Consider the following 23,429-nt stretch of genomic DNA (forward strand, 5'->3'; position numbering starts at 1 on the left):
TCGCTGTGGTGATTCAGCCTTGACCTGGGTCAAGCCCGGGCCAGGCTGGGTTCAGCCGGCGCTCAGGCTCAGCACCTGGCCCGTCAGATCGAAGGGGATCAGGCCCGAGAGCCGACCCTGCTTGATGGACTCCACCATCTGCTGCAGGGCCGCATCGGTCTGCGCGTCCGTGGCGGCCTGGCCGCCCTGGCCCGAGAGGGCGGCGGCGAACATGATTTGCCAGCCCGGGCCCATGGCCTGGGCTTCGGCCGCCAGGGCGGCGAAGCTGTCCAGCTCGTCGGGGCTTTTGTCCACGCACATCTGCGGCGTTAGCGTGCCGCCTTGGCCGGCCTGGAACTGCCGGTCTTGCTCGGGGCTGGCGTCGGCCGGCAGCTCGGCTGCGGTGAAGACCAGCAGCAGGCGCTGTGGCTGGGTCTGTGCGCGGGCGGCCTGCAGCAGGCCGTCGAAGTTGTCGATTCGCATGGGGGATGCTCCTGTTTTGCGAGGCATCTTAGAGCGTGTTTGCTGCTCCTCAGCGTTCGATCTTGCGCTCCACATTCGCGACCACCCCTCCCCTGAGGGTGATGATGGTGAGGGTCTGGGGGTCGCGGTAATGGGGGAAATAGGTCCAGGCCTTTTCCTCCGGCTCGCCCCTGACGCTGCGGATGATGGCCTCGTGGTCGGGCTTGCCGATGCGAAAGACCACCTCGCCCTCGGCCATGCCCTGGCGGATGAAGCCGCGCTCGCGTTGGTCCGCCGCCAGGGCGGCGCTGCAGCACAGCAGGCCGAGCAGAAGGGTGTGTTGGATGCGCATGGCTTCTCCTGCGGGGTGTCAACAAGCTTGGACAGCCAGCATAGCCCAGGCCCGCCGGCGCCGGCCTTGTCTGCCAAATTGAAACAATTTGTAGGGCTAGCAAGACCTGACCCCAGTCCCTGAGCCATTCGGCAGCCGAGATCTGCCGCGCTTGCAGTTTGTTGCAATTCGAGGGCTATCCCTAGGGCTATGATCCGCCGCTTTCAAGAAAAAGATAACGATGAATTCACAGGGAGTTTGGAGGGGCCTGCTGCGCGCTTCGGTGGCGCGCTGCCTGGTGTTCGTGGCCCTGCTGTCCGCCACCTCGGCGGCGACGGCACAGCAGAAGGAAGTGGCGCTGTCCGGCTTCGCCTACTCGGGCGATGCAGGTTCGATTGCGCAGCGCTTCCCCTACACCAAGAAGTACGAGGCCGCGCTCAAGGCCGCCGGCGATTCGCCGGCCAAGCGCATCGCGCAGGCTGTCAAGCAAGCGCCGCCCCAGCATCTGCGGCTGCTGCCGCAGATCGCCGAGTTGAAGGGCAGCGACCAGGCCCTGGCCGTGGCCCTGGTCGTCAATGCCGAGACCGTCTCGGTGGAGCAGTTCGGCGAGCTGCGCAAGCTGCTGGTGCTGGTCAAGGGCCAGGTGCTGTTCTTCGACTTCAAGTCCATGAGTGTGGCGCGGGCCTATCCGATCAGCTTCGCCTCCATCGACACCTTCCCCTACGACCCCAGCGAAGCCGATGTGCTGGCCCGCCTGACCCAGGTCTACGAGGGTGCGGGCGGCAAGCCCGGCCTGTTCGCGCGCTTCGCCAATGCCCTGGCCAAGGCGACGATTCCCGAGACGGCGGCGCAGCAGCTGCAGGTCACCCAGGTCAGCATCAAGCCCGAGGCGTTGGAGTTCATCCCGGCCGCGGTCAAGAGCGCGCCGGGCAGCGTGGAGACCTGGGCCGCCGATATGCTGGCCGAGGCCTTGTCCACCCGCGCCGGCGTGCCCATCATTCCCTATGCCAAGGGCTATGCCATCGGCAATGTGATGTCCATGAGCATTGCCGACGGCGATGTCTTCAACCTCAAGCTGCCCAAGCCGGACCACGAGATCAGCCTGGAGCTGAGCGGCTTCAAGAAGATCAAGTACGGCGAGGCCGCCGCCGGGGTCAGCTATATCTACGGCGCCTACGCCAAGCTCGCCATCGAGGAGCCCTTGATGGGCCGCAAGCCCTTCAACAGCGCGCTGAAGAACGGCGAGGTCAAGCTGGTGCCGGCCACCCAGGTCTATGTGGATGACTTCCCCGCTTTCTATGACTCGCTCAATCTGATGTTCGTCAAGCTGGCGCAGGCGCTGGACGGCCAGGGCAATGCCTGGGTCAAGTCGGCCGCGGCCGCGCCGGACATCGAACGCCAGATCGAACAAACCAAGGAACTGATCAAAAAATGCAAGTGATTCGACAACTCTTCATCGCCCTGATGGCGATCAGCCTCAGCGTTAGCGCCCTGGCCCAGGTGCAGGTCGTGCGCGGCAAGGCCTCGGTGGCCTACAAGGGCAAGGCGGCCCCGGCTGAGGCCAAGGCGCAAGCCCTGTCCAAGGCCCAGCTGAAGGCCGTGGAGATGTATTACGCCGAGGCCGGCGAGTCCGAGGCGGCCAACTTTGATGCGGTGCGCGACAAGATCGTCGCCGACCCTGATCGCTTCATCCTCGACACCACGGTGCTGGGCGAGGAAGACAATGCGGCCAGCCAGCAGTACACGGTGGCGGTCAAGGTGTCGCTGAATCTGGCCAATCTGCGCAATGCCGTCAAGGCCAACTCGGCCGTGGCCAAGGCCGGTCGCAGCGAGCGCTCGCCGATGGCCTTCCTGGTGGTTTCGCGCCAGGTGGATTCGGTCAAGTCCTTTGACGACCGGGTCTACAAAAAGGTCGAGGCCAAGGAAAGCTACGAGAGCTCGGACAGCTTCTCGGAGAGCAGCAAGGAAGGCGAGAAGGTCAAGAAGGGCCAGGTCAGCACCCATGCTTCGGGCGCGTCCGAGCAGAAGTCCAGCGCCACGGCCAGCCGCTCGGTGGAGCGCGGTGGCAGCACGACCAAGAAGGCGGCCGAGTCGAGCTGGCGCCTGATCCCCAGCGCCAATCTGAACCAGATCTTCACCGCCAGCTTCAGCAAGGCGGGCTACAAGGTCAGCGAGGCGGCCATGATCGAGCCCTATACCAACGGCCAGTTCAAGCTGGCCACGGTGGAGGACGACTACCGCTCCGGCAACGACCTCAAGCCGGCCACCCTGGCCTCCCTGGTGCAGGGCATGCGCACGGCGCAGTTCCCCTATGTGACCCTGGGCACGCTGGACGTCAATATGTCCGACGAAGACCCGAACACCGGCCTGCGCCGCGTTGCCGTGACGGTCAATGCCAAGGTGCTGGACATCAGCGCCGCCATTCCCGACACCATCGCCTCGGTCGGCCCGGTGCAGTACGCCGGCGTGGGCGCCTCGGACGACGAGGCCCGCACCAATGCCCTGAAGCTGGCGGCCAATAACGCGGCCCGCGAGCTGGGCAGCCAGCTGACGAATCTGGGCGTTCGTTGATCGCCCTTATCTCTCTCTTTCCATCGCCTCGTTTTAAAGGATAGAACCCCATGAAGAAGACTTTGCTGGCCGCCCTGACCCTGGCCGCCCTGAGCACCCCCGGCCTGAGCAGCGCGCAATTCGGCTCCCTGCCCAGCCTGGGCGGCAACAAGGCCGCGGCCGGCTCCACCAATCTGGTGGGCTCGCAGGAGCAGCTGGTGCGCTCCTACGTCGCCGCCAACAAGGACGTGCTGAACGCCAATGCCCAGATGGCCGAGGCCCTGGGCCTGAAGGATGCCGCCGCCACCGCCCGCGCCACCGCCGGCGCGCTGACCGAAGGTTCGACCCAGGGCAATCTGGCCGATGCCGACAAGGTGGTCAGCGATTCGACCAATGCCGTCGCCGCCGAGCTGGCCAAGTCGCCCAAGCTCGACGCCGATGCGAAGAAGAAGTTCTCCAACGGCCTGGGCGAGCTGGGCAAGGGCCTGATCAAGTATGTGGGCATGCGCAACCCGGTGCAGAACTTCTCCAGCAGCCTGAGCTCGGCCTCGCCCATGGACCTGCCCAAGCTGCAGACCGGCAGCTATCTGGTGAAGAACTTCCCGGCCGGCGTGAAGGCCTTGTCGGGCGCGCTGAGCAGCGCGGTGAGCTTTGCCAAGAGCAATGACATCCCGGTGCCGGCCGATGCCAACTCGGCCACCGCCGCGCTGTAATTTTCTGAGTTGTTTGTTTTGAAAGGCGGCCTCTGATGTGGCGTCATTCCGTTTTGGCGCTTTGCGCCTGTGCCGCCCTGGTGGCCTGTGGCAACAAGGATGAGGCCGCTGCCAAGTCAGCCGCTGCGGCTTCTGCGCCGGCCCAGGCCGGCGCGCCCCTGCTGGACGTGGGCAAGTTGCAGACCGTGCCGGTGACGGCGGCGGGCTTTGGCGCCAGCGCCTCGGAGGCGGTGGCCGAGGCCATGAAGCTGGCCCTGCTGCAGGTCAACGGGGCCGCCATCGATATGAGCACGCTGAGCGTCAAGTACGGCCTGGATGTGACGCTGGGCAAGAACTCGGCCTCGCTGCGCGCGCAGGAATTCACCGACGCCGTGCAGCAGCGCTCCGGTGGAGTGATCCAGGGCTTCAAGCTGCTGGAACTGGTGGAGCCCGGCCTGCTGGACAAGCGCTACAAGGCCAGCATCGAGGCCCGCATCGCCAGCTTCAGCGCGCCCGAGTCCCTGCAGAAGATCAAGCTGGTGGTGGCGCCGCTGAAATTTCCTGCTGCCCTCATCACGGTGGGCGGCAGCTCCGTGGCCTCGGCCGAGGTGGCCGCCAATGTGCGCCAGCGCGTCGTCGACGCCCTGGTGAACAGCGGCCGCTTCGCCGTGCTGGACCGCGAATTCAATGCCGAGCTGGAGCAGGAGCTGGACCTGATCGCCGGCGGCCGCGCCCCGGCGGCGGAGCAGGCCAAGCTGGCCCAGGCCGTCAGCGCCGACCTGGTCTGGACCGGCAAGGTCAGCAGCATGGCCTACCAGCGCCATGCCCAGCAGCTGCGCGCCAGCAACCGGGAGCTGGTCAGTTACTCGGGCGGCTGGGCGCTGAGCCAGAAGCTGGTCAATGTGGCCACCCGCCAGGTGGTGGTGGCCGACTCCCTGCAGGGCAAGGCGCCCTCCACCGAGGCCACGACCATGGACCCGGGCGTGGACGGCCGCAAGGTGCTGGAGAACATGACCAACGACCTGGTCAAGCAGGTGGTGGCCTCCATCATGCGCCGCAGCTTCCCCGTCACCGTGGTGCAGCGCGAGGGCGACAAGGTGGTGCTCAGCCAGGGCGGCGGGACGCTGCGCCAGGGTGCCCGCTATGCCGTCGTGCAGCTGGGCGGCGAGCTGAAGGATCCGCAGACCGGCCAGTCGCTGGGCCGCAGCGAGCAGCCCTGCTGCGAGCTGGTGGTGGAGCGGGTGACGCCGAATCTGAGCTATGGCCGGCTGGAAGGCGCCAGCGCTGCGCTCGAAGCCCTGCCGCTGCAAGCCTTGCAGCTGCGTGAGGAGCTGGCGGCCTCGGCGCTCAAGGCCGGCCCTGCCGCCGACAAGAACGCCGCGGCGGAGCCCGGCCAGGCCAAGCCCGCCAGGTCGCCCAAACCCGCGGCGGCCGAGCCCAAGGAGCAGGCCGCCCCGGCGGCGCCCAAGGCGGACGACAAATGGTGACGAGGCGGCTGTGCTCCGGCCTGCTGGCCGGTCTGCTGGTGCTGCTGCTGGCGGCCTGCGCCGGCAGCGCGCCTAACGAGCCCTTGCGTGTGTCGGTGGCGCAGTTCCAGCCGCTGCAACAGCAGGAGGGGGCGCAGGCGCGCTACCGCCTGGACCTGCGCGTCCACAACCCCAGCCGCTGGGTGCTGGGCCTGGTCGGGGCCGACGTCCAGCTGCTGCTGCGCGGCAAGGCCATAGGCAGCGGCGTGGTGGCGCTCGATCTGAGCGTGCCGGCCTTTGGCGAGGGCGCGCTGAGCATCGAGGTCGGCGTGCACGATATGGTGGCGGTGCGCCAGGCCATCGGGCTCTACGGCGCGGCCGACCGCCCGCTGCCGGTGCTGCTGACGGGTCATCTGACCCGCCCCGGCCTGCTGGCCTTGCCCTGGCGCAGCGAGGGCGAACTGCGCTTCGCTCGCGCAGGCGGGGGCTGATTTCGACCGGCCAGCGCACGCGCGTGATCTTTGGCCCCGCTGCCGGCCGCCTCGCTTGATCTTGCTCAAGTGGCCTGCGCTTGCAGGCGTCTACATTGAGCCGCTTCACCCGAGGCCACGACATGCCGATCGAACTGTTCAACAAGGACGGACATCTTTGCCTGATGTTCACCGACCTCTGCCGCGAGGGTGGCGAGGCGGTGCAATCCAACCAGTTCTTGCTGATCGATAACAAGACCGGCGTCATCATCGACCCCGGCGGCAATCTGGCTTATGGCGAGCTGTACCTGGGCATGACGCAGCATTTCCCGCCACAGCAGCTCTCGGCCATCATCGCCTCGCATGCCGACCCGGACATCATCGCCTCGCTGGACCGCTGGATGACGGCCACCACGGCGGCCAAGCTCTATATCTCGCGCATCTGGGAGCGCTTCGTCCCGCATTTCTGCAAGGCCGGCAAGACCACCGGCCGCATCGTCGGCATTCCCGACCTGGGCATGCGCATCCCGCTGGGGCGCGGCCATCTGCTGGCGCTGCCGGCGCACTTCCTGCATTCCGAAGGCAATTTCCAGTTCTACGACCCGGTCAGCCGCATCTTGTTCTCGGGCGATCTGGGCGCCTCGCTGGGCCATGAGCTGGAAGTGCAGAAACCCGTCACCTCGCTGGCCGGCCATCTACCCTATATGGAAGGCTTCCACCGCCGCTATATGGTGGCCAACAAGGTCTTGCGGCATTGGGCCCAGATGGTGCGCAAGCTGCCCATCGACATGATCGTGCCCCAGCATGGCGCGCCCATGACGGGCCCGGCCGTGCAGGAGTTCATCGAGTGGGTGGAGACGCTGAGCTGCGGCATCGACCTGATGACGGACCGCGACTACACCATCCCTAACTGAGCGGCTGAGCGGTTTAGCGTCAGCGCAGCTTGAACACCGCGACGTTCTCGACCAACTGCTGAGCCTGGTTGCGCAGGCTCTCGGCCGCGGCCGCGCTTTGCTCGACCAGGGCGGCATTTTGCTGGGTGCTCTGGTCCATCTGCGTGACGGCCTCGCCCACCTGGGCCACGCCCGAGCTTTGCTCGACGCTGGCGCTGCTGATCTCGCCCATGATGTCGGTCACGCGGCGGATCGCGCTGACCACCTCCTGCATGGTGGCGCCCGCCTTGTCCACCAGGGCCGTGCCGACCTCCACCCGCTCCACGCTGGTGGAGATCAGACTCTTGATCTCCTTGGCCGCATCGGCCGAGCGCTGGGCCAGGCTGCGCACCTCGCTGGCCACGACGGCGAAGCCGCGGCCCTGTTCACCGGCCCGGGCCGCCTCCACCGCCGCGTTCAAGGCCAGGATATTGGTCTGGAAGGCGATGCCGTCGATCACGCTGATGATGTCGACGATGCGCTTGGAGCTGTCGTTGATGCCCTTCATGGTCTCCACCACCTGGCCCACTACCTCGCCACCCTGGATGGCCACGGTCGAGGCGCCCTGGGCCAGCTGATTGCCCTGGCGGGCGTTCTCGGCGTTCTGGCTGACGGTGGAGCCCAGTTGCTCCATCGAGGCGGCGGTTTGCTCCAGCGCGCTGGCCTGCTGTTCGGTGCGGCCGCTGAGGTCCTGATTGCCCTGGGCGATCTCGGCACTGGCCGTGGCCACGCTGTCGGCATTGCGGCGCACATTGCCGACGATCTCGGACAGCCTGCCCCGCATGCCGTCCAGGGCATTGAGCAGCTGGGCGGTCTCGTCGCGGCCTTCGTTGCGCAGGTCCATCGTCAAATCGCCTTCGGCAAACCGCTGGGCCGCTTGCACCGCGGTGCCCATGGGCTGGGTGATCAGGCGGGTGACCCAGACGGCCAGGGCGGCGGCGATGCTGACCGAGATCAGCAGGCTGACGCTCTCCATGAGCTTGGCGCGGCCATAGGTCTCCTGGGAGCTGAGCACCGCGGCGGCCGAACCCTTGTCATTAATTTCAATCAATTTGACGATGCCCTCATTCATGCGGGCGAAGGCCTTGAAGGAGTCTTCGCGGTAGAACGCCTGAGCCTTGGCCGCCGTCGCTTCGCCGCCACGCGACAAGGGTGCGAGCCTGGAATGGGTTTCGAACAGCGCCGCCACCGAGGGGAGCAGCGCTTCATAGGCCGCGCGTTCGGCGCCCGGCGTCACCATGGGGGCATAGGTCTTGAGCGCCGCCTCGATACGTAGGCGCGCGGCATCCAGCTCCTCGTCGATGGCGTCCATGTCCTTGCCATTGAGCGACATCACATGGTTGGCCTGCAGCAGGCGGAAGTCGCTGGTGGCATCCTGGATCTCGCCCAGCACCTTGATGCTGGGCAGCCAGTTGCCACCGATGTCTTCGACCTTGTCATTGATGCGCCCCAGCTGCGAGAGCGAGAACATGCCCACCAGCAGATTGATGGCGACGATGGTCAAGAAGGCGAAGCCGAGCTTGGCTCCGATCTTGTAGTTGCTGAGCTTCATCAATCTTCCTTTCCAAGAAAACAATGATTGCGCGTTCCCGCCCCAAATCGGCAGCCGCCTGAGTGCAAAGTTAGCGCTCAAGTCTAGGGGCGAACATCGCCCATTCATTGGTGAGAAGCCCTGTGTATCGGGCGCAAATCAGGGGACGGAGCCGGCTTTTGGGCTCGTCCCAAAGCCTTGACCGGGGCCTGCGTGTTGGCGAGCGGGGCGGCGGCGGGCCGGCCCACTATCATGGCGGCGGCCGTCTGCCCCGGCGCGATGCCGCGCCCTTGCAGCCCATCACCCACCCATCTGTTTCGCGAGGCACCCGCCCATGTCTTCAGTTCCGCAAACCCTGGCCCTGAGCCTGCTTCTTCTGACCCTGGCCGCCCCGGCGCGGGCGGAGCTGGTCGAGATTCGCTGGAACGAGGCCGCCAGGTTCGCGCACAGCAGCGAGATCGCCGCGGGCAAGTTTCTGGAGCTGTGCGGCAAGCTGGGCCCGACGGCCGCCGTGCAGTGGAGCTTCAAGGCCGCGCAGGTGCTGAACTTCAATATCCACTACCACGAGGGCGAGAAGGTCGGCTACCCCGCCAAGGCCGAGGGCCTGCTGACGGCCAGCGGCGTCTTGAAGCCCGCTGCCGAGCAGGATTTTTGCTGGATGTGGTCCAACAAGAGCGGCCAGGCCGTGGCCCTCACGGTCGAGTTGGCGCGTTAGGGTCTGTCAGCACGGCGCTGCGAAGCGGTACTCCAGCTCCTCGTCCCCGTATTTGTCCCGCTTGCCCGTCGAACGCCAACCCAGGCTGCGGTAGAAGCCGTGGGAGCGCACCCGCGGATCGCTGGCGCAGCCCAGGAAGAGGCGCTGGTGGCCGTGGGCCTGCAGCTGGGCCATCATGTCCTGCAAAAGGCGCCGGCCCAGGCCCTGGCCTTCGAACTCGGGTAGCAGGGCCAGCACGATGATTTCGCCGGTCTGGCGCTCGGCAAAGCAGTAGCCGACGATCATGCCGCCCCGGCAGCAGACCTCGCCGGGCAGCTCGCCCGAGGCGAGCTGCCCGCTCCAGGAGGCCTCGGTGATGCCCAGCTCGGCCAAGCGGGTGGCGGAGACGGCGTTCTCCCGCGTCTTGCCGCGTATGTCTATGCAGGCGGCGATGTCGGCGGGCCGGGCGGGGCGGAATTCAAAAGGCATGGGGTGCTCGTTTGCTTGCTTGCTTGCTGGCAGTGCGGCATGAATTTATCAGGCCTCCAGCACGCGCACCCGGGGCCAGCGCTCGGCATAGCGTTTCTGGCTCAGGCGCTGGCGATAGGTTTCGACGCTGACGCGGACGGGGTTGCGCCGCACGGTGCAGGAAAAAAGATCGTCCAGGCCATGTGGGGCCAGCACCTGGATGCGATCGGCCTCGTCCAGCCAGACGGCCACGGCGGTGGCGTACTCCGGCCAGGAGGCGACGGCCTCCTCAAGCGAGCCCAGTGGTGCCACCGCATGGCCGAAGCAGCGCTCGAACCAGAGGTGCACCCCGGCCTGGTTGACCACCTCCCAGGGCAGCCCGGGCAGCGTCTGGCTTAGGGCCTGTTAGCGCTACGGCAATGGGTCGCGTTGTGCCCAGCCAGGGGTGCAGGCAAGGCGCAAACCGCAGCCGGGTTGGTCACCCGGCGAGGATTTGCAACGCCGCATGCGCCCCTGGCTGGGCACAACCCTTCGGGAAGGCTCGCCCCGGTGGGCTATGCTGGGTTGCACCGCTTGCCCGCACGCGAGTGCGGGCGGCGCGCTGCGCCTTGCCCACCGGGGCGAGCCTTCGCGGCCCATTGCCGTAGCGCTAACAGGCCCTAGGCGGGCCCGCAGCGCGGCCTCGCGCTGCGGGCTCAGGTCGCTGGCATCGAAGAAGGCCACGTCCACATCGCTCAGGCCCTGGGCGCAGGGGGCGGCCGTGCTCCGGCCGTGCAAGGCGTCCCAGACCAGATTGCGCAAGGCGCCCGCGCCTATGCACCAGGAGGCCAGGCCCAGGCCGCGCACGGCCCGCAGCGCTTCCATCAGCCAGGGGCTTTGCCGTAGCAGGGCGATCAGCCGGGCTGCCTGCTCGGGCTCGATGCTTGGCGGCTCTGCATATGGAGGCATCAGGGGTTCATCAGGGCCGCGAAGCGCCGGGTCATCTCGTCAAAAGACAGGTCTTCCATTTTGCTGGCAATCAACCAGCTGTGGCCAAAAGGGTCGATCAAGCTGCCGCGGCGGTCGCCGTCGAACTGGTCGGTCGGCTCTTGCTGGCTTTGGCCGCCTGCGGCCAGGCCGGCCGCAAAGACTTGGTCTACATCGGCCACCCGCAGATAGAGGGAGACCGGGCTGCCGCCCAGGCTGAGCGGGCTCTTGAAGCCCATCTCGGGGAACTCATCCCCCAGCATGATTTTTTGATCCAGCGGCAAATGCAACTCGGCATGGGCAGTTTTACCGTCCGGCATCAAGAGCCTGACCTTGAGTTCGGCGCCGAACACGTTTTGGTAATAGGCGATGGCGGCCTCGGCATTGCCGACGATCAGATAGGGCGTGCTCATGGCGGGGGCTCCAAAAACAAGGGGGCAAGTTGCCGCGGCGAATCCCGTGGCGCAGCGTCCGACGATCGTGGGCCGCTTGTTGCAATTTTGGCATTCCTGCTCATGCTGGATGCGGCATGAGTTGCAAGGGGAGGCAAAGCTCGCTAGTCTGAGCCGGTCAACGCGCTGCTGCGTTAGTTACAGGGAGTCTGGCTGTGGGTCATTTGCTCTCGCGACTGTCTATCTCCGCCAAATTTGGCCTTTTGGCGCTGCTGAGTCTGTTGATCCTGCTGGTTCCAACCCTCAGCCTGATCAATGGCAAGCTGGATCAGGTGCAGGTGGCCAGGCTTGAGTTTGAGGGTGTCGAGCCGGCCCGGCAGGCGGTGCAGCTGATCAAGCTGCTGCAGGTGCATCGCGGCATGACGGCGGTTTGGCTGGGTGGCAACAAGGCCGTGGAATCCAAGCGCCAGGAGCAGCAGGCCGCGGTCGAGGCCCAGTTCGCACGTCTGAAAGCTGCGTTGGCACAGACGCCGGAGGCCAAGCTGAACAGCCGTTTGCAAGCCTTGGACGAAGGCTGGCGCGCGCTGGCGGGCAAGCTCACCGGCGCGGGCCTGAAGCCGTCGGAGAGCTTTGCCTTGCACAGCGATCTGATCGCCGAGCAGATCGACCTGCTCGACGATGTGGCGATTGCCTACGGCATCGTGCTGGACCCCGAAGCCACCACCTACTATCTGCAGGCCGCTGCCTTTGCCAAGCTGCCCTTGTTGACCGAGACGCTGGGCCAGATGCGGGCCCGTGGTGCGGTGCTGCTGGCCCAGGGGGCGCCGAATGCGCAGGAGAAGGCCTTGATCCTGAGCCTGCTCAGCCAGGCCCGCCAGCAGAGCCGCGACACTTTCAAGCTGTTGGATCTGGCCGGCAACGCCAGTCCGCCGCTGGCCCAAGCTCTGAGCAGTGAAGTCAAAAAGACCCAGGCCGGGTTTGATGAAGCCCAAGAGCTGATCCGCCAGCAAATCCTCGGCCCGGAGACGCCGACCGGTAACGCCACAGCTTTTTTCAGCACCCTGACCCGGGTGATAGACCAGCACTATGCCTTGGAGGCTCCGGCCATCATGCAGTTCTCCGACGCGTTGGAGAACCGGGTGCAGAACAGCCAGCGTGAGCTGATGTGGGTGCTGGCCATCTCCTGCCTGATGCTGGCCGTGTCGGCCTGGATGATGTGGACGGTGGCCCGTCAGATCCGCTCGGCCGTGGCGGTCGCGCTGGAGACCGCACGGGCGGTGGCGCGAGGCGAGCTCAACTATCAGGCCAAGCTGGAGGGGCGCGACGAGATCACCGCCTTGCTGGAGGCCTTGGGCGAGATGAGCGCGGGCTTGTCCACCCTGGTGGCCTCGGTGCGCGGGCGGGCGGAAAACGTCTCCACCGCCTGCAGCGAGATCGCGCAAGGCAATCTGGATCTGTCCGGCCGCACCGAGCAGCAGGCCAGTGCCCTGCAGCAGACGGCGGCCACCATGGAGGAGCTGGGCGGCACCGTCAAACACAATGCCGAGAATGCCCGCATGGCCGATCAGTTAGCCCAGAGCGCCAGCCAGGTGGCGGCGCGCGGCGGCGAGGTGATGGGCGAGGTGGTCAGCACCATGGGCGAGATCAATAGCAGCTCCAAGCGTATCGCGGACATCATCGGCGTCATCGACGGCATCGCCTTCCAGACCAATATCCTGGCGCTGAACGCGGCCGTCGAGGCCGCGCGGGCGGGCGAGCAAGGGCGCGGGTTCGCGGTGGTGGCCACCGAGGTGCGTACCCTGGCCGGCCGCAGCGCCGGGGCCGCGCGCGAGATCAAGGGCTTGATCGCCGCCAGCGTGGAACGGGTGGAACGCGGCACCGTGCTGGTGGCCCAGGCCGGCTCCACCATGGACGAACTGGTGGCCAGCATCCGCAAGGTCACCGACATCGTGGGCGAGATCAGCAGCAGCAGCCGCGATCAGAGCCTGGGCCTGGAGCAGGTCGGCACGACCGTCCGCTCCATGGACCAAGCCACCCAGCAAAACGCCGCCCTGGTGGAAGAAACCGCCTCGGCGGCCGAAAGCCTGAAAAACCAGGCCGAGCAATTGGTGGGTTCGGTGGCGGCGTTCAAGCTGCGCTGAGTTTATTGCCCGGCCCGGCCAAGCTAGTACCGTGCCGCGTAAGTATCGGAACATGAAAGCGTGTCTTCGCCTCCATGGCCGCGTTGCAAATCCTCGCCATAGCTGCGGCTATGGCTGCGGTTTGCGCCTTGCCCTGAAGGCGAATCCATCCCTTTCATTTTGTTCCTCTACTTGCACGGCACGGTACTAGGCGCAAAAGCGGGGGGGGCTGGATCGGTTCCAATGTCGGCGACAAGTATTCTTTGCTCCTTCTTGTTTTTGCCGCCAGCCATGTCGAAACCCGCCGCCCCCTCCTTCATCCCTGTGCCGACCGGCTCCCGGCGTGGTCTGCTGCGGCCCTTGCTGACGGCCGGGGCCTTGTTTTTGCTGGGCCTGGCCTTCGCGCATCTGGGGCAGGAGGTGGGCGGCGGCGGGGCCTATGGCTTCGATCAAGCCCTGCTGCTGAGGGCGCAAGCCCTGCGCGCGGCCCATCCCGGCCTGAGCGAGATGATGCGCGACATCACCGCCCTGGGTAGCACGGCGGTGCTGGTGCTGATCAGCTGCCTGACGGTGGTCTATCTGGTGCTCAGCGGCCACCGCGGCCGGGCCGGCTTGTTGGCGCTCTCGGCCATCGGCGGCACCGGCCTGCTGTACTTCTTCAAGAGCTTGTTTGCGCGCGCCCGGCCGGACGCGGCCTTTGCCGACGCGGTGGTCGGCGGCTGGAGCTTCCCCAGCGGCCACACCAGCATGTCGGCCATCGTCTTCCTGACCCTGGGCAGCTTGCTGGCGGCCATGCGGGTGCGTCCGCGCGAACGCATCTTTATTCTGGCCACCGCCGTCTTGCTGACGCTGCTGGTGGGCATCAGCCGGGTCATGCTGGGTGCGCACTGGGCCAGCGATGCGCTGGGCGGCTGGGCCTTCGGCGCGGCCTGGGCCTTGCTGTGCCTGATGCTGGCCCGCCTGCTGCAGCGCTGGCGGCTGGCTGAATAAGCTCAGACCGCTTCGCCCAGGCCCAGCCTGGCCTCGTCCACGGCGGCGCGGCTCAGCGGCGCGGCAAAGGTGGTGATGAAGGCGTAGATGTAGTCGCGCAGATAGGCGTCGCGGCGCACGGCCAGGCGGGTCATATTGTCGGCAAACAGATGGCGGGCATCGATGGCGCTGAGGTGGCGGTCGCGCTCCTCGTCGTAGGCGATGGCCGCGACGATGCCCACGCCCAGGCCCAGGTCCACATAGGTCTTGATCACATCGGCGTCCATGGCGGCCAGCACCACATTCAAGGCCAGGCCGGCCTTGCGGAAGGCCTCGTCGATATGGGAGCGGCCGGTGTAGCCGCTCTCGTAGGTGATGATGGGATGTTGCGCCAGGCGCGCCAGCGGCAAGACCTGACCCCGGGCGGCCAGCTCGGCGGCCTCGCGCGCCAGCGCATGGCCGGGCGGGGTGATGATGCTGTGGGTCCAGCGGTAGCAGGGCAGGGCGAGCAGCTCGTCGAACTGGGCCAGGGCCTCGGTGGCGATGCCCACATCGGCCTCGCCATCCAGCAAGAGCCTGGCCACTTGCTGGGGCGAGCCCTGCTGCAGATGCAGGCTCACATCGGGATGGGCGGCGCGGAAGTCGCGCACCACCGGGGGCAGGGCGTAACGAGCCTGGCTGTGGGTGGCGGCGATGCGCAGGGTGCCGCGGTCGGCGCTGGCAAAGTCCTCGCCGGCGCGTTTGAGGTTGTCGGCCTCGTGCAGCAGGCGCTCGACGATGGGCATCACATGGCGGCCGGGTTCGGTCAGGCCGGTCAGGCGCTTGCCGGCGCGCACAAAGATGTCGACGCCGAGCTCGTCTTCCAGCTCGCGGATCTGCCGGCTGACGCCGGGCTGCGAGGTGTGCAGGGCCTGGGCCACTTCGGTAAGGTTGAAGCCGCGGCGCTGGGCTTCGCGGACCGATCGCAATTGCTGGAAATTCATGGCAAACCTCTTTGCTTATCTGTTTTCCATTGTTGGCCCGGCCTCTCTTTCTGTCGTCCAAGAAAAATTGCTAACGATATTCATCAACGGCAATGCTTGTTCTGAGAAAAAAGGAAAAGGGCGGGGATGAGGCCGCCCTTGCGCAGTCTTTGGCTTGCCGGCGATGTGCATTGCCGTGTCGCTTTTGCCGGAATCAGTCCAGGCCGTGTCCGAGTGGCAGTCCCCTTGCTTTCCCCACGGAGCCCCCCGTTTAGCAATGCCGCCCGAGCACGGCCTGGCTTCTCCCCCATGCGGCTGAGGGCGGCGTCTTGGGCCGTTTCCCCTCGAAGTGGCATGGGACACTTTTCTTGTTTTTCTGGCTTTCCTGCCGCCTCATTTCCCTGCAGCAATTGCAGGATATTCGGCGGCGCTGGCTCTTCCCAATAAGCAATTCGCTCTTGCTTGCGCGCCGCCTGCATAAGACCGCGTTGGACCGCGCACGAGCGCGGGTGTGGCCCGCTTGTTCAAGACGGCGCGCGAGTTCTTCACTCTGCCGCGCGAGCAAAAGCTGGCCTTGCGCATGGCCCGCTCACCGCATTGCCGCGGCTACACGGCGGCCGGTGAGGCGATCACCCTGGGCGAGCGCGACTGGCGCGAGCAACTCGATATCGGCGCCGAGCGCGCCCCTTTGCCCGGTGCCTTGCTGGGCCAGCCGGAACAGGCCTGCCGCCCTGCCCGGCAGTTTGGTGGTGAATCTGGGCGAGGTGCTGGAGGGCCGCAACTTTCTGAAAGGCCGGCTGCGTTCGCACCTGGATGTGGCCGCGGCCTATTGCTCGGATGTGCGGGTCGCCCAGCATTTGCGGGCCGACTAGCCGAGGAGCACAGCCAGATTGCGCCTTGCCTGCGCCTCCAACTGCGTCTGGAAGTGGGGCGTGCTGTAGATGGCGTCGCGCGCCAAGAAACCGCGCATGACCTGCCTGCGTTTGCCCCGGTAAATCCAGCCGGGCACCCAGCTGTACTCGGCCCGCACCTGGGCGTCGTATTCGGCAAAACGTTGGGGGTCGGCGCCGAGGATGGCCAGGTCGATATCGACCAGGAGCTGGGCATCGGCCGCGCTGGGCACCGCTTGGTGGCAGGTCGCCATGATCAGATCTTGCACACGCTGGATTTGCTCGGCGCTCGCGCCGCTCTGGCGCAAGGCCTGCTTGGCCCACTGCGCGCTTTGCGCTTCGTTGTCCTTGGCCTTGACGGCGTAGACCGCATCGTGAAACCAAAGCGCCAGCTCCAGCTCGCCGGGAAACTGCGCCCGCTGCATCACCTGCTCCCAATGCGTCAGGCATTCCTGCAGATGCTGCAGCGTGTGGTAGTGCCGCTGAGTTTCGCGGTAAGCCTCCAGCAACTGTGCGTGCAGGCCAGATGCTGGCTGCAGGCCTAGCGAGTGCCAGGCGCGTTGCCAGGAGCTTTGCAAGCAGGCCGGTGAGGGCGACTCGGTCATGGCTTGTTCTCACCTCGCATTGCCAGCGCAGCCGGAAGCCCGGAGAAACCGAGCTCGACGAGGGTGGGGCCATGGCCCGAGTGAATGCTGAGGTCTGTCGATGGATTTGCCATGGGAGTCCGCAGCGCATATAGAGAGGTTCGGCAGATTAGCCTATGTCCAGTACCGTGCCGCGCAAGTATCGGACCATGAAAGCGCGTCTTCGCCTCCATGGCCTAGCTATGGCTGCGGTATGCGCCTTGCCCTGAAGGCGAATCCATCCCTTTCATTTTGTTCCTCTACTTGCGCGGCACGGTATTAGGGCCACGAAGCGTGGGTCATGCACAGAACTACGCCTCGCAAGAGCGAGGCGTAGTGAAAGTCGTTTCCGTCAGACGGATGCATTGATTGATTGCTTGCTTGTTGGGGCGCATTCATGGTGATCGGTCGATAGCGGGTCCTCCTGTGCTTGCGTGTGGGGCGGTGCTGATGCCGAAGGCCGCGGCGCTCAGGGCGAGCAGGCTGCGAATGATCTGGCGGCTGTCTTGGCGCTGGGTCTGGCTGCTCATGGCTGGTATTCCTCTCGGGCGGCTTGGTGCTTGCAAGATTAGGGCGTGGCAGCCGGGCGGGGAACAAAGCCTTGTGCATATCCATAGCCGGCATTTGCACAAGCGGACTGTTGGTCGGCAGCCTTGACGGCCTGAGCGCTTGCGGGTCTATAGCTCCAGCGCGGCCACGCTGATGGCTTTCGAGGCGCGTTGGCATGCCACCGACCAGGTGCCCATGTGCCTGAGCCGCAAGCTGGGTGCCAAGAGGGTGTTGAGCCTGGATGTGCTCAATCTGCTGGACCGCTCCTGCAACGATATCGAGTATTTCTACGCCACCCAGCTGAAGAGCGAGTCGGCACCGGTGAACGACAAGCGCGTCCACCCCGGCGAGCCGCGCAGCCTGCGGCTGAGGCTGAGGGCGCAGTTCTGAGCCGGCCATGCTCAAGCCCTTGTCAGCTTGGGTCCAGCCTGCCTGTCTTAATGCGCTTGAATATTTAGTTACTTAATTTGCCCGTGCGGCGCCTGCCGGGCGCGGGTTTACAGGTCGCCAGCCCTAAACTGCGGGCCATGATTCAAGCGCGCTCCTCGTTTCCCATGCTCCGCTCCCTGTGGTTCATCGCTTTGTGCGCCAGCTTGGCGGCCTGCAATGGCGAGCGTGAGGGAGGCGGTGGATCCGGCGCTTCGATCGAGGCCCAGGCGGGCGAGGAAACATCGGCCCAGGCCCGGCTGGCCTATGCGCACAGCGTCAGGATGGAGGCGGATGAGGCGCAGGTCGAAGCGCTGTTGAACGCCGGCCGGCAGGCCTGCCTGGCGATCGCGCAAAGCCAGCAATGCGTGATCCTGCAGATGCGCTTGGAGTCCGGCCGGGAGGCCCAGGCCGGGCTGAAGATACGCGCGACGGCGCAAGGGGTGCAGCAGGTGCTGGAGCGGCTCAAGTCGCAGGGCCGGCTGCTGTCGCAGACCACCCATGCGCAAGACCTGGCCGCCCCTTTGCAGGACGCGGCCAAGCAGCTGGCCATGCTGAAGGATTACCGCAGCAAGCTGGAGGCCTTGAGCGGCCGTGCCGCCGGCGATATTGATGCCTTGATCAAGGTGAGCCACGAACTGGCCCAGGTGCAGAGCGATCTGGAGGCCGCGGCCAGCCAACAGGCCCAGCTGCAGCAGCGGGTCGAGACGCAGACGCTGGAGCTGGCCATCGAGTCCCGCCAGCATCGCGGCTTTGCGCGCCCCATCCAGCAGGCGCTGGGCGATTTTGCCGGCAATCTGTCAAGCGGCCTGGCCGGTTTTGTGACGGCGCTGGCCTATCTGCTGCCCTGGCTCATGGCTGCGGGAGGCGTGGCTTGGGCCCTGCTGCGTTGGCGCCGCAAGCGGCAGCAAAAATGATGGCAGGCGGGCCTCGCCCTTTCGCATCGTCGGGCCCAAGGCCCCGGCCTCCTGCCAAAGCCTGGCCTCTTGATTGAGTCGGCCCGCGCGGGCTTGATCTAGCGCAGTGCTTATCGTTATGTATTGCGATATATTTCGCTCCCTCTGATACGGGAATGCAAGCCATGAGACCAAGCTCCAACTTCAAAACCCTGCGCCTGTGCGCCGTCGCCCTGCTGGCCGCGGGTGCCCTGCTGTCTGCCCGGGCGGCGGAGCTGACCGTCTCGGCCGCGGCCAGCCTCAGCAATGCTTTCAAGGAGTTGGCGCCAGCCTTCGAGGCCCAGCATCCCGGCAGCAAGCTCTTGTTCAACTTCGCCGCCTCGGACGCCTTGCTGGCGCAGATCGCGCGCGGTGCGCCGGTCGATGTGCTGGCCACGGCCGATCAGGAGACCATGGACCGGGCCGAGCAGCAAAAGCTCTTGCAGCCCGGCAGTCGCCATAACTTCGTCGCCAACAGCCTGGTGCTGGTCAGCCCCTTGCAGGCCGGGCCGGTGGCCCAGAGCCTGGCCGATCTGGCTAAGCCCGAATTCAAGCGCATCGCGCTGGGCAAGCCCGAGGGCGTGCCCGCCGGCCGCTATAGCAAGAGCGCGCTGGAGGCGGCCAAGCTCTGGGCCGCCGTCGAACCCAAGGCCGTCTACGCCCAGAACGTGCGCCAGGCCCTGGACTATGTGGCGCGCGGCGAGGTGGAGGCGGGCTTTGTCTACGCCACCGACGCCGCGGTGCAAAAAGACAAGGTCAAAGTCTTGTTCAGCGTGCCCACGCAGACGCCCATCAACTACCCCATTGCGGCGGTGGCGGCGGCCGCCAATGCCGAGGATGCGCGTCGGTTCATCGCCTATGTGATGTCGCCGGCCGGCCAGGCCGTGCTGGCCCGCTACGGTTTCCAAAAGCCTTGAGTTTGCTTTGATGGACGCGGCCTGGGTTCCTTTGCTGCTGTCGCTGAAGGTGGCAGGCTGGGCCACTGCGCTCAATCTTTTCCTGGGCGTGGGGGTCGGCTTTGCGCTGGCGCGTTGGCGCTTCCCCGGCCGCGAGCTGCTGGACGCCGTGCTGACCCTGCCCATGGTCTTGCCGCCCACCGTGCTGGGCTATTACCTGCTGGTGCTGATCGGCAAGCACGGGCCGCTGGGCGCCTGGCTGCTGGATAACTTTGGCATTCAGCTGATCTTCACCTGGCAGGGCGCGGTGATCGCCGCCACCCTGGTGGCCTTTCCCCTGGTGCTGAAGTCGGCCCGCGCCGCCTTCGAGGGCGTGGATCCGCAGCTGGAGCGCGCTGCCCGCGTGCTGGGCCTGGGCGAATGGGCCGTCTTCTTCCGGGTCAGCCTGCCCATGGCCTGGCGCGGCATCCTGGCCGGCTTGTTGCTGGCGTTTGCGCGCGCCCTGGGCGAGTTTGGTGCCACGCTGATGGTGGCGGGTAGCATCCCGGGCCGCACCCAGACCTTGTCCGTGGCCGTCTACGAGGCGGTGCAGGCCGGCCAGGACGACAGCGCCAACTTCCTGGTGCTGATCACCTCGCTGACCTGCGTCCTGGTGCTGCTGTCGGCCGGGCGGCTGGCGCCTGCGAGGCCCTTGGTATGAGCGCCGCCATCTTCGACGTGGCTGTCCAGAAAACGGTGCGCAGCGGCGGCCGCTGCTTCGAGCTGGACGTGAGCTTCAAGACCGAGGCCCAGCGCACCGTCATCTACGGCCCCTCGGGTGCGGGCAAGAGCCTGACGCTGCAGGCCATCGCCGGCCTGCTCAGGCCCGAGCAGGGCCGGATCGCCTTTCAAGGCCAGGCCCTGTTCGATGCCAGCCAAGGCCTGAACCTGCCCAGCCGCGAACGCGCCTTCGGCTATCTGTTTCAGGACTACGCCTTGTTCCCCTACCTGAATGTGCGGCAGAACATCGCTTTTGGCCTGCAGCCCCGTTCCTGGCTCAACCCGAGGCCGGCACAGGATGATGCCGAGGTGCAGCGCTGGCTGCAGGCTTTCGAGCTGGAGGCGGTGGCGGGGCAGCGGCCGCATGAGTTGTCCGGCGGCCAGCGGCAGCGCACGGCCCTGGCCCGCGCCCTGGTCAACAAGCCGCGCGCGCTCTTGCTGGACGAGCCCTTCGCCGCGCTCGACCCCGATCTGCGCGGCCGCATGCGCGACGAGCTGCAGGCGCTGCTGGACCGCATCAAGATTCCCATGCTGATGATCACCCACGACCCGGAAGACCTGGCGCGCTTTGGCGAGGCCAGTCTGCTGATCTCCGCAGGGGGTATCCAGCCATGAGCGACAACAAGAAGCATGACAGCCAGCCCCTGCATCTGGGCCTGGCTGCCGAGCTGCGCCTGAATCTGCAAGGCCAGGATCTGGCCGGTGCCCGGCAACTGGCCTTGCTGGCCGAGATCGCCCGCCTGGGCTCGCTGACCCATGCGGCCAAGGCCGTTGGCTATAGCTATAAGGGCGCCTGGAACGCGATCGAGCAGATGAGCAATCTGGCCGGAGAGCCCTTGCTGGACCGGGTGGCGGGCGGCAAGGGCGGTGGCTTTACCCGCCTGACCGAGCGCGGCGCCCAGCTGCTGCGCAATTACGAGCTGATCCAGCAAGAGCATGCGCGCTTCGTCGCGCGGCTCAACCGCCAGTCCCAGGGCCTGAGCGCCGACTACGCCTTGATGGGGAGCATCGCGATGAAGACCAGCGCCCGCAACCAGTTTGCCGGCACCATCAGCGCCTTGCGCACCGGTGCCGTTAACGACGAAATCGAGCTGAGCATCATCGGCGGCCAGACCTTGGTGGCCACGGTCACGCGCGAGAGCTCGCAGGAGCTGGCCCTGGCCATCGGCGCCAAGGCCTTCGCCCTGGTCAAGGCCTCGTCGGTGCTGCTGGTGGCCGGCGCTGAGGCAGGGCCAGGCGGCCTGCGGCTCTCGGCGCGTAATCAGCTGCGTGGCGTCGTCAGCCGATTGGTCGAGGGGGCCGTCAACAACGAAGTCGTCCTGAGCCTGCCCGGCGGCGGCACGGTCGCCGCCATCGTCAGCCAGGCCGGCGCCGAGGCGCTGGGCCTGGCCGTGGGCCTTGAGGCCGTGGCGGTGTTCAACGCCTCCAGCGTGATTCTTGGCGTATCGACCTAGGGCCTGTTAACACTGCGGGAATGGGCCATGCCTGTAGTGTTAACAGGCCGCTAGGGCGGGCCTTGGCTGGAGTCTTGTTCAAAGTCGGGGGCGAGGTCGCCCAGGCGCAGGCTTGGCCTCGGCTGCTTCCTTTGTGCCTGGTGTCCGTTGAAATTTAAAGTCAGATCGCGAACGACCATTCCTGGAAGCTGGCATGCGCCGGGCGCTGTTCGCGGGCGGCGCGTTCGCGCGCTGCGTCCACCCAGCGTTTGGCCAGCGGGAAGGGGCCGAAGCCTGCTTCGCTATTGATGTGGCCGACGGGGCCCAGATTGGAGAAATGGCTGCCCCAGCGATGCGCCCAGCGCAGGGCGCTGGTGGCGCTCATCCAGGGGTCGTTCTGGCTGGCGATCAGCGTGCTGGGGCGGCCCAGGCGCTGCTGCGGCAGCAGCTCGGCCAGGCCGAATTTATCGGGCTCGGCCGGTGCGACGAAGAGCAGCTGGCGTATCGCTGAATCGGGGTGATCGGCCAGATGCCGGGCCAGGGCCAGGCAGCCAAAGCTGTGGGCCACGGCGATCCACTCGCCCGCGCCCGCATGCTCGATGCTGGACTGGATGCGCTCGGCCCAGCGCAGCAGATCGGGCTCGCTGAAGTCGCGCTGCACGACGCGGCGGGTGTCGCGGTACTGCTGCTGCAACCAGCTCTGCCAATGCGTGGGGCCGCTGTCGCGCAAGCCGGGCACGATCAGCAGGCGTGGGGCGCGGTAGGGGGTGGCCATGATCGCGCTCAGAGCGTGGCGATGGAGACTTCGGTGGATTTCACCAAGGCCACCACTTCCTTGCCCACGACCAGGCCCAGCTCCTTGGCCGAGCGGGTGGTGATCACCGAGGTGACGATCAGCCCCGCGGGCGTCAGCACATCGACCTCGGAGACCACGGGGCCTTCGATGACTTCCTTGACCCTGCCGCGGAATTGGTTGCGGACATTGATGGCGCTGATGCTCATGCGGCCTCTCCTTGCTGTTGAGCCTTCAGCTTAGGCCGCGCGAGGCTCGGGGCAAAGGAAGCGGATTGCAGCTAGACATGCGGCCTGCGCATAAGTAAGGCAAGGCGTCAGGCCGCCGGCCTGTCCTGTCTGCCTGCTGCTTTGCGTCTGTTTGAGGTGTCGACATTCCTTTCTTTCTTTCTTTCTTTCTTTCTTTCTTTGTCCACCCACCCATCACCCGAGGGCCAGACCATGAAGACAAGCACTTACTCCCATCGCATCTTGTTGCTGCTGGCGCTGGGCGCCCTGGGCGCAGGCAGCGCGCAAGCCGATAGCTACTTCCTCAAATTCATTGACAGCAAGGGGGTGCAGATCAAGGGCGGCTCCACCGACGCCCACCACAAGGACTTCAGCGAAGCCGGCAGCTGGTCGCTGGACCTGACGGTGGCCGCACCCGTCGGCGGTGGCAAGCCCCAACATGGGCCCTTCGAGTGGAGCCAGAGCGTGGACAGCGCCTTCGTGCCCCTCTTCCTGTCCATGGTGCAGGGCAAGGGCTTGCAGTCCGCCGAGCTGGATGTGGCGCGCAATAGCGTGGCTGGCAACAACCAGGACTATTTCAAGCTGGTGTTCGAGCCGGCCTATCTGAGCGAGCTGAAGACCTCGGCCACGGCCGGTAGCTCGCCGCTGCTGAACGGTGGGCTGAGCTTCAGCACGCTGAGCCTGGCCTACCGCCAGCAAGACGTCCGGGGCACTTGGAGCAACTGGGTGACTGGCAGCTTCAACTTTATGACCGGCCAATCGACGCCGGTGTTCAGCGGCGACCCGCTGGTGCTGGAAGGCCTGGCCCTGGCCATGCCGGCGGCCGTGCCGGAGCCCGCCAGCACCGGCTTGTTGCTGCTGGGCTTGGCGAGCCTGGGCTGCTGGCGCCAGCGCCGCGGCGCGGCCTGAGCGAG

Annotated in this window: 29 protein-coding genes and 2 pseudogenes; 19 read left to right on the top strand and 12 right to left on the bottom strand. The window is 66.3% G+C overall.

Translation table 11 applies throughout. The annotated features are described in order from the left end of the window. Window positions 1–51 precede the first annotated feature (51 nt). Window positions 52–462: a ribonucleotide reductase subunit alpha gene (locus HNP55_RS20850; RefSeq protein ID WP_184303822.1), complete on the bottom strand. Its 411-nt coding sequence runs from the start codon at window positions 460–462 to the stop codon at window positions 52–54. 49 nt (window positions 463–511) lie between these two features. Continuing rightward, on the bottom strand, window positions 512–793 hold the full coding sequence (locus HNP55_RS20855) for a hypothetical protein (RefSeq protein ID WP_184303824.1): 282 nt from the start codon (window positions 791–793) through the stop codon (window positions 512–514). Window positions 794–1,013: 220 nt separating this feature from the next. Between HNP55_RS20855 and HNP55_RS20860 the strand changes: the two genes are divergently transcribed. The 6 genes from HNP55_RS20860 (at window position 1,014) to HNP55_RS20885 (ending at window position 6,864) form a co-directional block, all read left to right on the top strand. Next, complete coding sequence (locus HNP55_RS20860) at window positions 1,014–2,213, top strand: hypothetical protein (RefSeq protein ID WP_246448564.1); 1,200 nt, start codon at window positions 1,014–1,016, stop codon at window positions 2,211–2,213. Continuing rightward, a complete protein-coding gene (locus tag HNP55_RS20865; protein ID WP_184303826.1) occupies window positions 2,204–3,343 on the top strand; it encodes a hypothetical protein in 1,140 nt (379 codons plus the stop codon). The genes HNP55_RS20860 and HNP55_RS20865 overlap by 10 nt, the downstream gene beginning before the upstream one ends. Window positions 3,344–3,393: 50 nt before the next feature. Further along, on the top strand, window positions 3,394–4,035 hold the full coding sequence (locus HNP55_RS20870) for a hypothetical protein (protein WP_184303828.1): 642 nt from the start codon (window positions 3,394–3,396) through the stop codon (window positions 4,033–4,035). Window positions 4,036–4,070: 35 nt separating this feature from the next. After that, complete coding sequence (locus HNP55_RS20875; protein WP_184303830.1) at window positions 4,071–5,501, top strand: CsgG/HfaB family protein; 1,431 nt, start codon at window positions 4,071–4,073, stop codon at window positions 5,499–5,501. Then, complete coding sequence (locus tag HNP55_RS20880) at window positions 5,498–5,971, top strand: LEA type 2 family protein (RefSeq protein WP_184303832.1); 474 nt, start codon at window positions 5,498–5,500, stop codon at window positions 5,969–5,971. The genes HNP55_RS20875 and HNP55_RS20880 overlap by 4 nt, the downstream gene beginning before the upstream one ends. Window positions 5,972–6,093: 122 nt before the next feature. Further along, on the top strand, window positions 6,094–6,864 hold the full coding sequence (locus HNP55_RS20885; RefSeq protein ID WP_184303834.1) for an MBL fold metallo-hydrolase: 771 nt from the start codon (window positions 6,094–6,096) through the stop codon (window positions 6,862–6,864). 19 nt (window positions 6,865–6,883) lie between these two features. On the opposite strand, the gene HNP55_RS24725 is transcribed toward HNP55_RS20885, so the two are convergent. Next, the gene (locus HNP55_RS24725) at window positions 6,884–8,434 is read right to left on the bottom strand and encodes a methyl-accepting chemotaxis protein (RefSeq protein WP_184303836.1); all 1,551 of its coding nucleotides are present in this window, start codon (window positions 8,432–8,434) and stop codon (window positions 6,884–6,886) included. Between the two features lie 313 nt (window positions 8,435–8,747). Between HNP55_RS24725 and HNP55_RS20895 the strand changes: the two genes are divergently transcribed. Next, complete coding sequence (locus tag HNP55_RS20895) at window positions 8,748–9,128, top strand: hypothetical protein (RefSeq protein ID WP_184303838.1); 381 nt, start codon at window positions 8,748–8,750, stop codon at window positions 9,126–9,128. Window positions 9,129–9,134: 6 nt separating this feature from the next. Here the strand turns inward: HNP55_RS20895 and HNP55_RS20900 are convergent, their stop codons facing one another. The 4 genes and pseudogenes from HNP55_RS20900 to HNP55_RS20915 all read right to left on the bottom strand — a co-directional run bounded on the left by HNP55_RS20900 (window position 9,135) and on the right by HNP55_RS20915 (window position 10,954). Next, the gene (locus HNP55_RS20900) at window positions 9,135–9,596 is read right to left on the bottom strand and encodes a GNAT family N-acetyltransferase (protein WP_184303840.1); all 462 of its coding nucleotides are present in this window, start codon (window positions 9,594–9,596) and stop codon (window positions 9,135–9,137) included. A 48-nt stretch (window positions 9,597–9,644) separates the two neighbouring features. After that, window positions 9,645–9,965 (bottom strand): annotated as a pseudogene (locus HNP55_RS20905) (nucleotidyltransferase family protein); the annotation flags it as partial. A gap of 21 nt (window positions 9,966–9,986) precedes the next feature. Next, a complete protein-coding gene (locus tag HNP55_RS20910) occupies window positions 9,987–10,523 on the bottom strand; it encodes a nucleotidyltransferase family protein (protein WP_246448565.1) in 537 nt (178 codons plus the stop codon). Beyond that, a complete protein-coding gene (locus tag HNP55_RS20915; protein WP_184303842.1) occupies window positions 10,523–10,954 on the bottom strand; it encodes a VOC family protein in 432 nt (143 codons plus the stop codon). The genes HNP55_RS20910 and HNP55_RS20915 overlap by 1 nt, the downstream gene beginning before the upstream one ends. Before the next feature lie 260 nt (window positions 10,955–11,214). Between HNP55_RS20915 and HNP55_RS24730 the strand changes: the two genes are divergently transcribed. Continuing rightward, window positions 11,215–13,074 carry a methyl-accepting chemotaxis protein gene (locus HNP55_RS24730; RefSeq protein ID WP_184303844.1) on the top strand — a complete coding sequence of 620 codons (1,860 nt, stop codon included), beginning with the start codon at window positions 11,215–11,217 and terminating at the stop codon, window positions 13,072–13,074. A gap of 270 nt (window positions 13,075–13,344) precedes the next feature. Beyond that, the gene (locus HNP55_RS20925) at window positions 13,345–14,043 is read left to right on the top strand and encodes a phosphatase PAP2 family protein (protein WP_184303846.1); all 699 of its coding nucleotides are present in this window, start codon (window positions 13,345–13,347) and stop codon (window positions 14,041–14,043) included. A 2-nt stretch (window positions 14,044–14,045) separates the two neighbouring features. On the opposite strand, the gene HNP55_RS20930 is transcribed toward HNP55_RS20925, so the two are convergent. After that, window positions 14,046–15,005: a CysB family HTH-type transcriptional regulator gene (locus tag HNP55_RS20930; protein WP_184303848.1), complete on the bottom strand. Its 960-nt coding sequence runs from the start codon at window positions 15,003–15,005 to the stop codon at window positions 14,046–14,048. Here HNP55_RS20930 and HNP55_RS24735 point away from each other — a divergent pair. The 3 genes and pseudogenes from HNP55_RS24735 (at window position 15,004) to HNP55_RS24740 (ending at window position 15,856) form a co-directional block, all read left to right on the top strand. Then, window positions 15,004–15,135: a hypothetical protein gene (locus tag HNP55_RS24735; protein ID WP_281385274.1), complete on the top strand. Its 132-nt coding sequence runs from the start codon at window positions 15,004–15,006 to the stop codon at window positions 15,133–15,135. The genes HNP55_RS20930 and HNP55_RS24735 overlap by 2 nt on opposite strands. A gap of 360 nt (window positions 15,136–15,495) precedes the next feature. Then, window positions 15,496–15,657, top strand: a pseudogene (locus tag HNP55_RS24900) (2-oxoglutarate and iron-dependent oxygenase domain-containing protein); the annotation flags it as partial. Between the two features lie 76 nt (window positions 15,658–15,733). Beyond that, window positions 15,734–15,856 (top strand): hypothetical protein, encoded by a 123-nt coding sequence (locus tag HNP55_RS24740; protein ID WP_281385275.1) that lies wholly within the window; start codon window positions 15,734–15,736, stop codon window positions 15,854–15,856. Here HNP55_RS24740 and HNP55_RS20940 read toward each other — a convergent pair. Then, a complete protein-coding gene (locus tag HNP55_RS20940; RefSeq protein WP_184303850.1) occupies window positions 15,853–16,479 on the bottom strand; it encodes an N-methyl-D-aspartate receptor NMDAR2C subunit in 627 nt (208 codons plus the stop codon). The two genes, HNP55_RS24740 and HNP55_RS20940, sit on opposite strands and share 4 nt — an antisense overlap. 413 nt (window positions 16,480–16,892) lie before the next feature. Beyond that, window positions 16,893–17,027, bottom strand: coding sequence for a hypothetical protein (locus HNP55_RS24745; protein WP_281385276.1), 135 nt, complete (start codon window positions 17,025–17,027; stop codon window positions 16,893–16,895). A gap of 139 nt (window positions 17,028–17,166) precedes the next feature. On the opposite strand from HNP55_RS24745, the gene HNP55_RS20945 reads away from it, so the two are divergent. The 6 genes from HNP55_RS20945 to HNP55_RS20970 all read left to right on the top strand — a co-directional run bounded on the left by HNP55_RS20945 (window position 17,167) and on the right by HNP55_RS20970 (window position 21,516). Continuing rightward, on the top strand, window positions 17,167–17,436 hold the full coding sequence (locus HNP55_RS20945; protein WP_184303852.1) for a hypothetical protein: 270 nt from the start codon (window positions 17,167–17,169) through the stop codon (window positions 17,434–17,436). 164 nt (window positions 17,437–17,600) lie between these two features. Further along, on the top strand, window positions 17,601–18,389 hold the full coding sequence (locus HNP55_RS20950; protein WP_184303854.1) for a DUF4349 domain-containing protein: 789 nt from the start codon (window positions 17,601–17,603) through the stop codon (window positions 18,387–18,389). A 164-nt stretch (window positions 18,390–18,553) separates the two neighbouring features. Further along, window positions 18,554–19,324 carry a molybdate ABC transporter substrate-binding protein gene (modA, locus tag HNP55_RS20955; protein ID WP_184303856.1) on the top strand — a complete coding sequence of 257 codons (771 nt, stop codon included), beginning with the start codon at window positions 18,554–18,556 and terminating at the stop codon, window positions 19,322–19,324. Window positions 19,325–19,334: 10 nt separating this feature from the next. Further along, on the top strand, window positions 19,335–20,003 hold the full coding sequence (modB, locus tag HNP55_RS20960) for a molybdate ABC transporter permease subunit (protein WP_184303858.1): 669 nt from the start codon (window positions 19,335–19,337) through the stop codon (window positions 20,001–20,003). Further along, on the top strand, window positions 20,000–20,677 hold the full coding sequence (locus HNP55_RS20965; RefSeq protein ID WP_184303859.1) for a sulfate/molybdate ABC transporter ATP-binding protein: 678 nt from the start codon (window positions 20,000–20,002) through the stop codon (window positions 20,675–20,677). The genes modB and HNP55_RS20965 overlap by 4 nt, the downstream gene beginning before the upstream one ends. After that, window positions 20,674–21,516: a TOBE domain-containing protein gene (locus HNP55_RS20970; RefSeq protein ID WP_184303862.1), complete on the top strand. Its 843-nt coding sequence runs from the start codon at window positions 20,674–20,676 to the stop codon at window positions 21,514–21,516. The genes HNP55_RS20965 and HNP55_RS20970 overlap by 4 nt, the downstream gene beginning before the upstream one ends. A gap of 160 nt (window positions 21,517–21,676) precedes the next feature. Here the strand turns inward: HNP55_RS20970 and HNP55_RS20975 are convergent, their stop codons facing one another. Together HNP55_RS20975 and HNP55_RS20980 are read right to left on the bottom strand one after the other, a co-directional pair. Continuing rightward, a complete protein-coding gene (locus HNP55_RS20975; protein WP_184303864.1) occupies window positions 21,677–22,270 on the bottom strand; it encodes an RBBP9/YdeN family alpha/beta hydrolase in 594 nt (197 codons plus the stop codon). Between the two features lie 8 nt (window positions 22,271–22,278). Then, window positions 22,279–22,497: a molybdopterin-binding protein gene (locus HNP55_RS20980; RefSeq protein ID WP_184303866.1), complete on the bottom strand. Its 219-nt coding sequence runs from the start codon at window positions 22,495–22,497 to the stop codon at window positions 22,279–22,281. A gap of 231 nt (window positions 22,498–22,728) precedes the next feature. Between HNP55_RS20980 and HNP55_RS20985 the strand changes: the two genes are divergently transcribed. Then, the gene (locus tag HNP55_RS20985) at window positions 22,729–23,424 is read left to right on the top strand and encodes a type VI secretion system tube protein Hcp (RefSeq protein WP_184303916.1); all 696 of its coding nucleotides are present in this window, start codon (window positions 22,729–22,731) and stop codon (window positions 23,422–23,424) included. Window positions 23,425–23,429: the final 5 nt, after the last annotated feature.

This window comes from Roseateles oligotrophus, from assembly GCF_014204525.1.
Lineage (GTDB): Bacteria > Pseudomonadota > Gammaproteobacteria > Burkholderiales > Burkholderiaceae_C > Paucibacter_A > Paucibacter_A oligotrophus_A.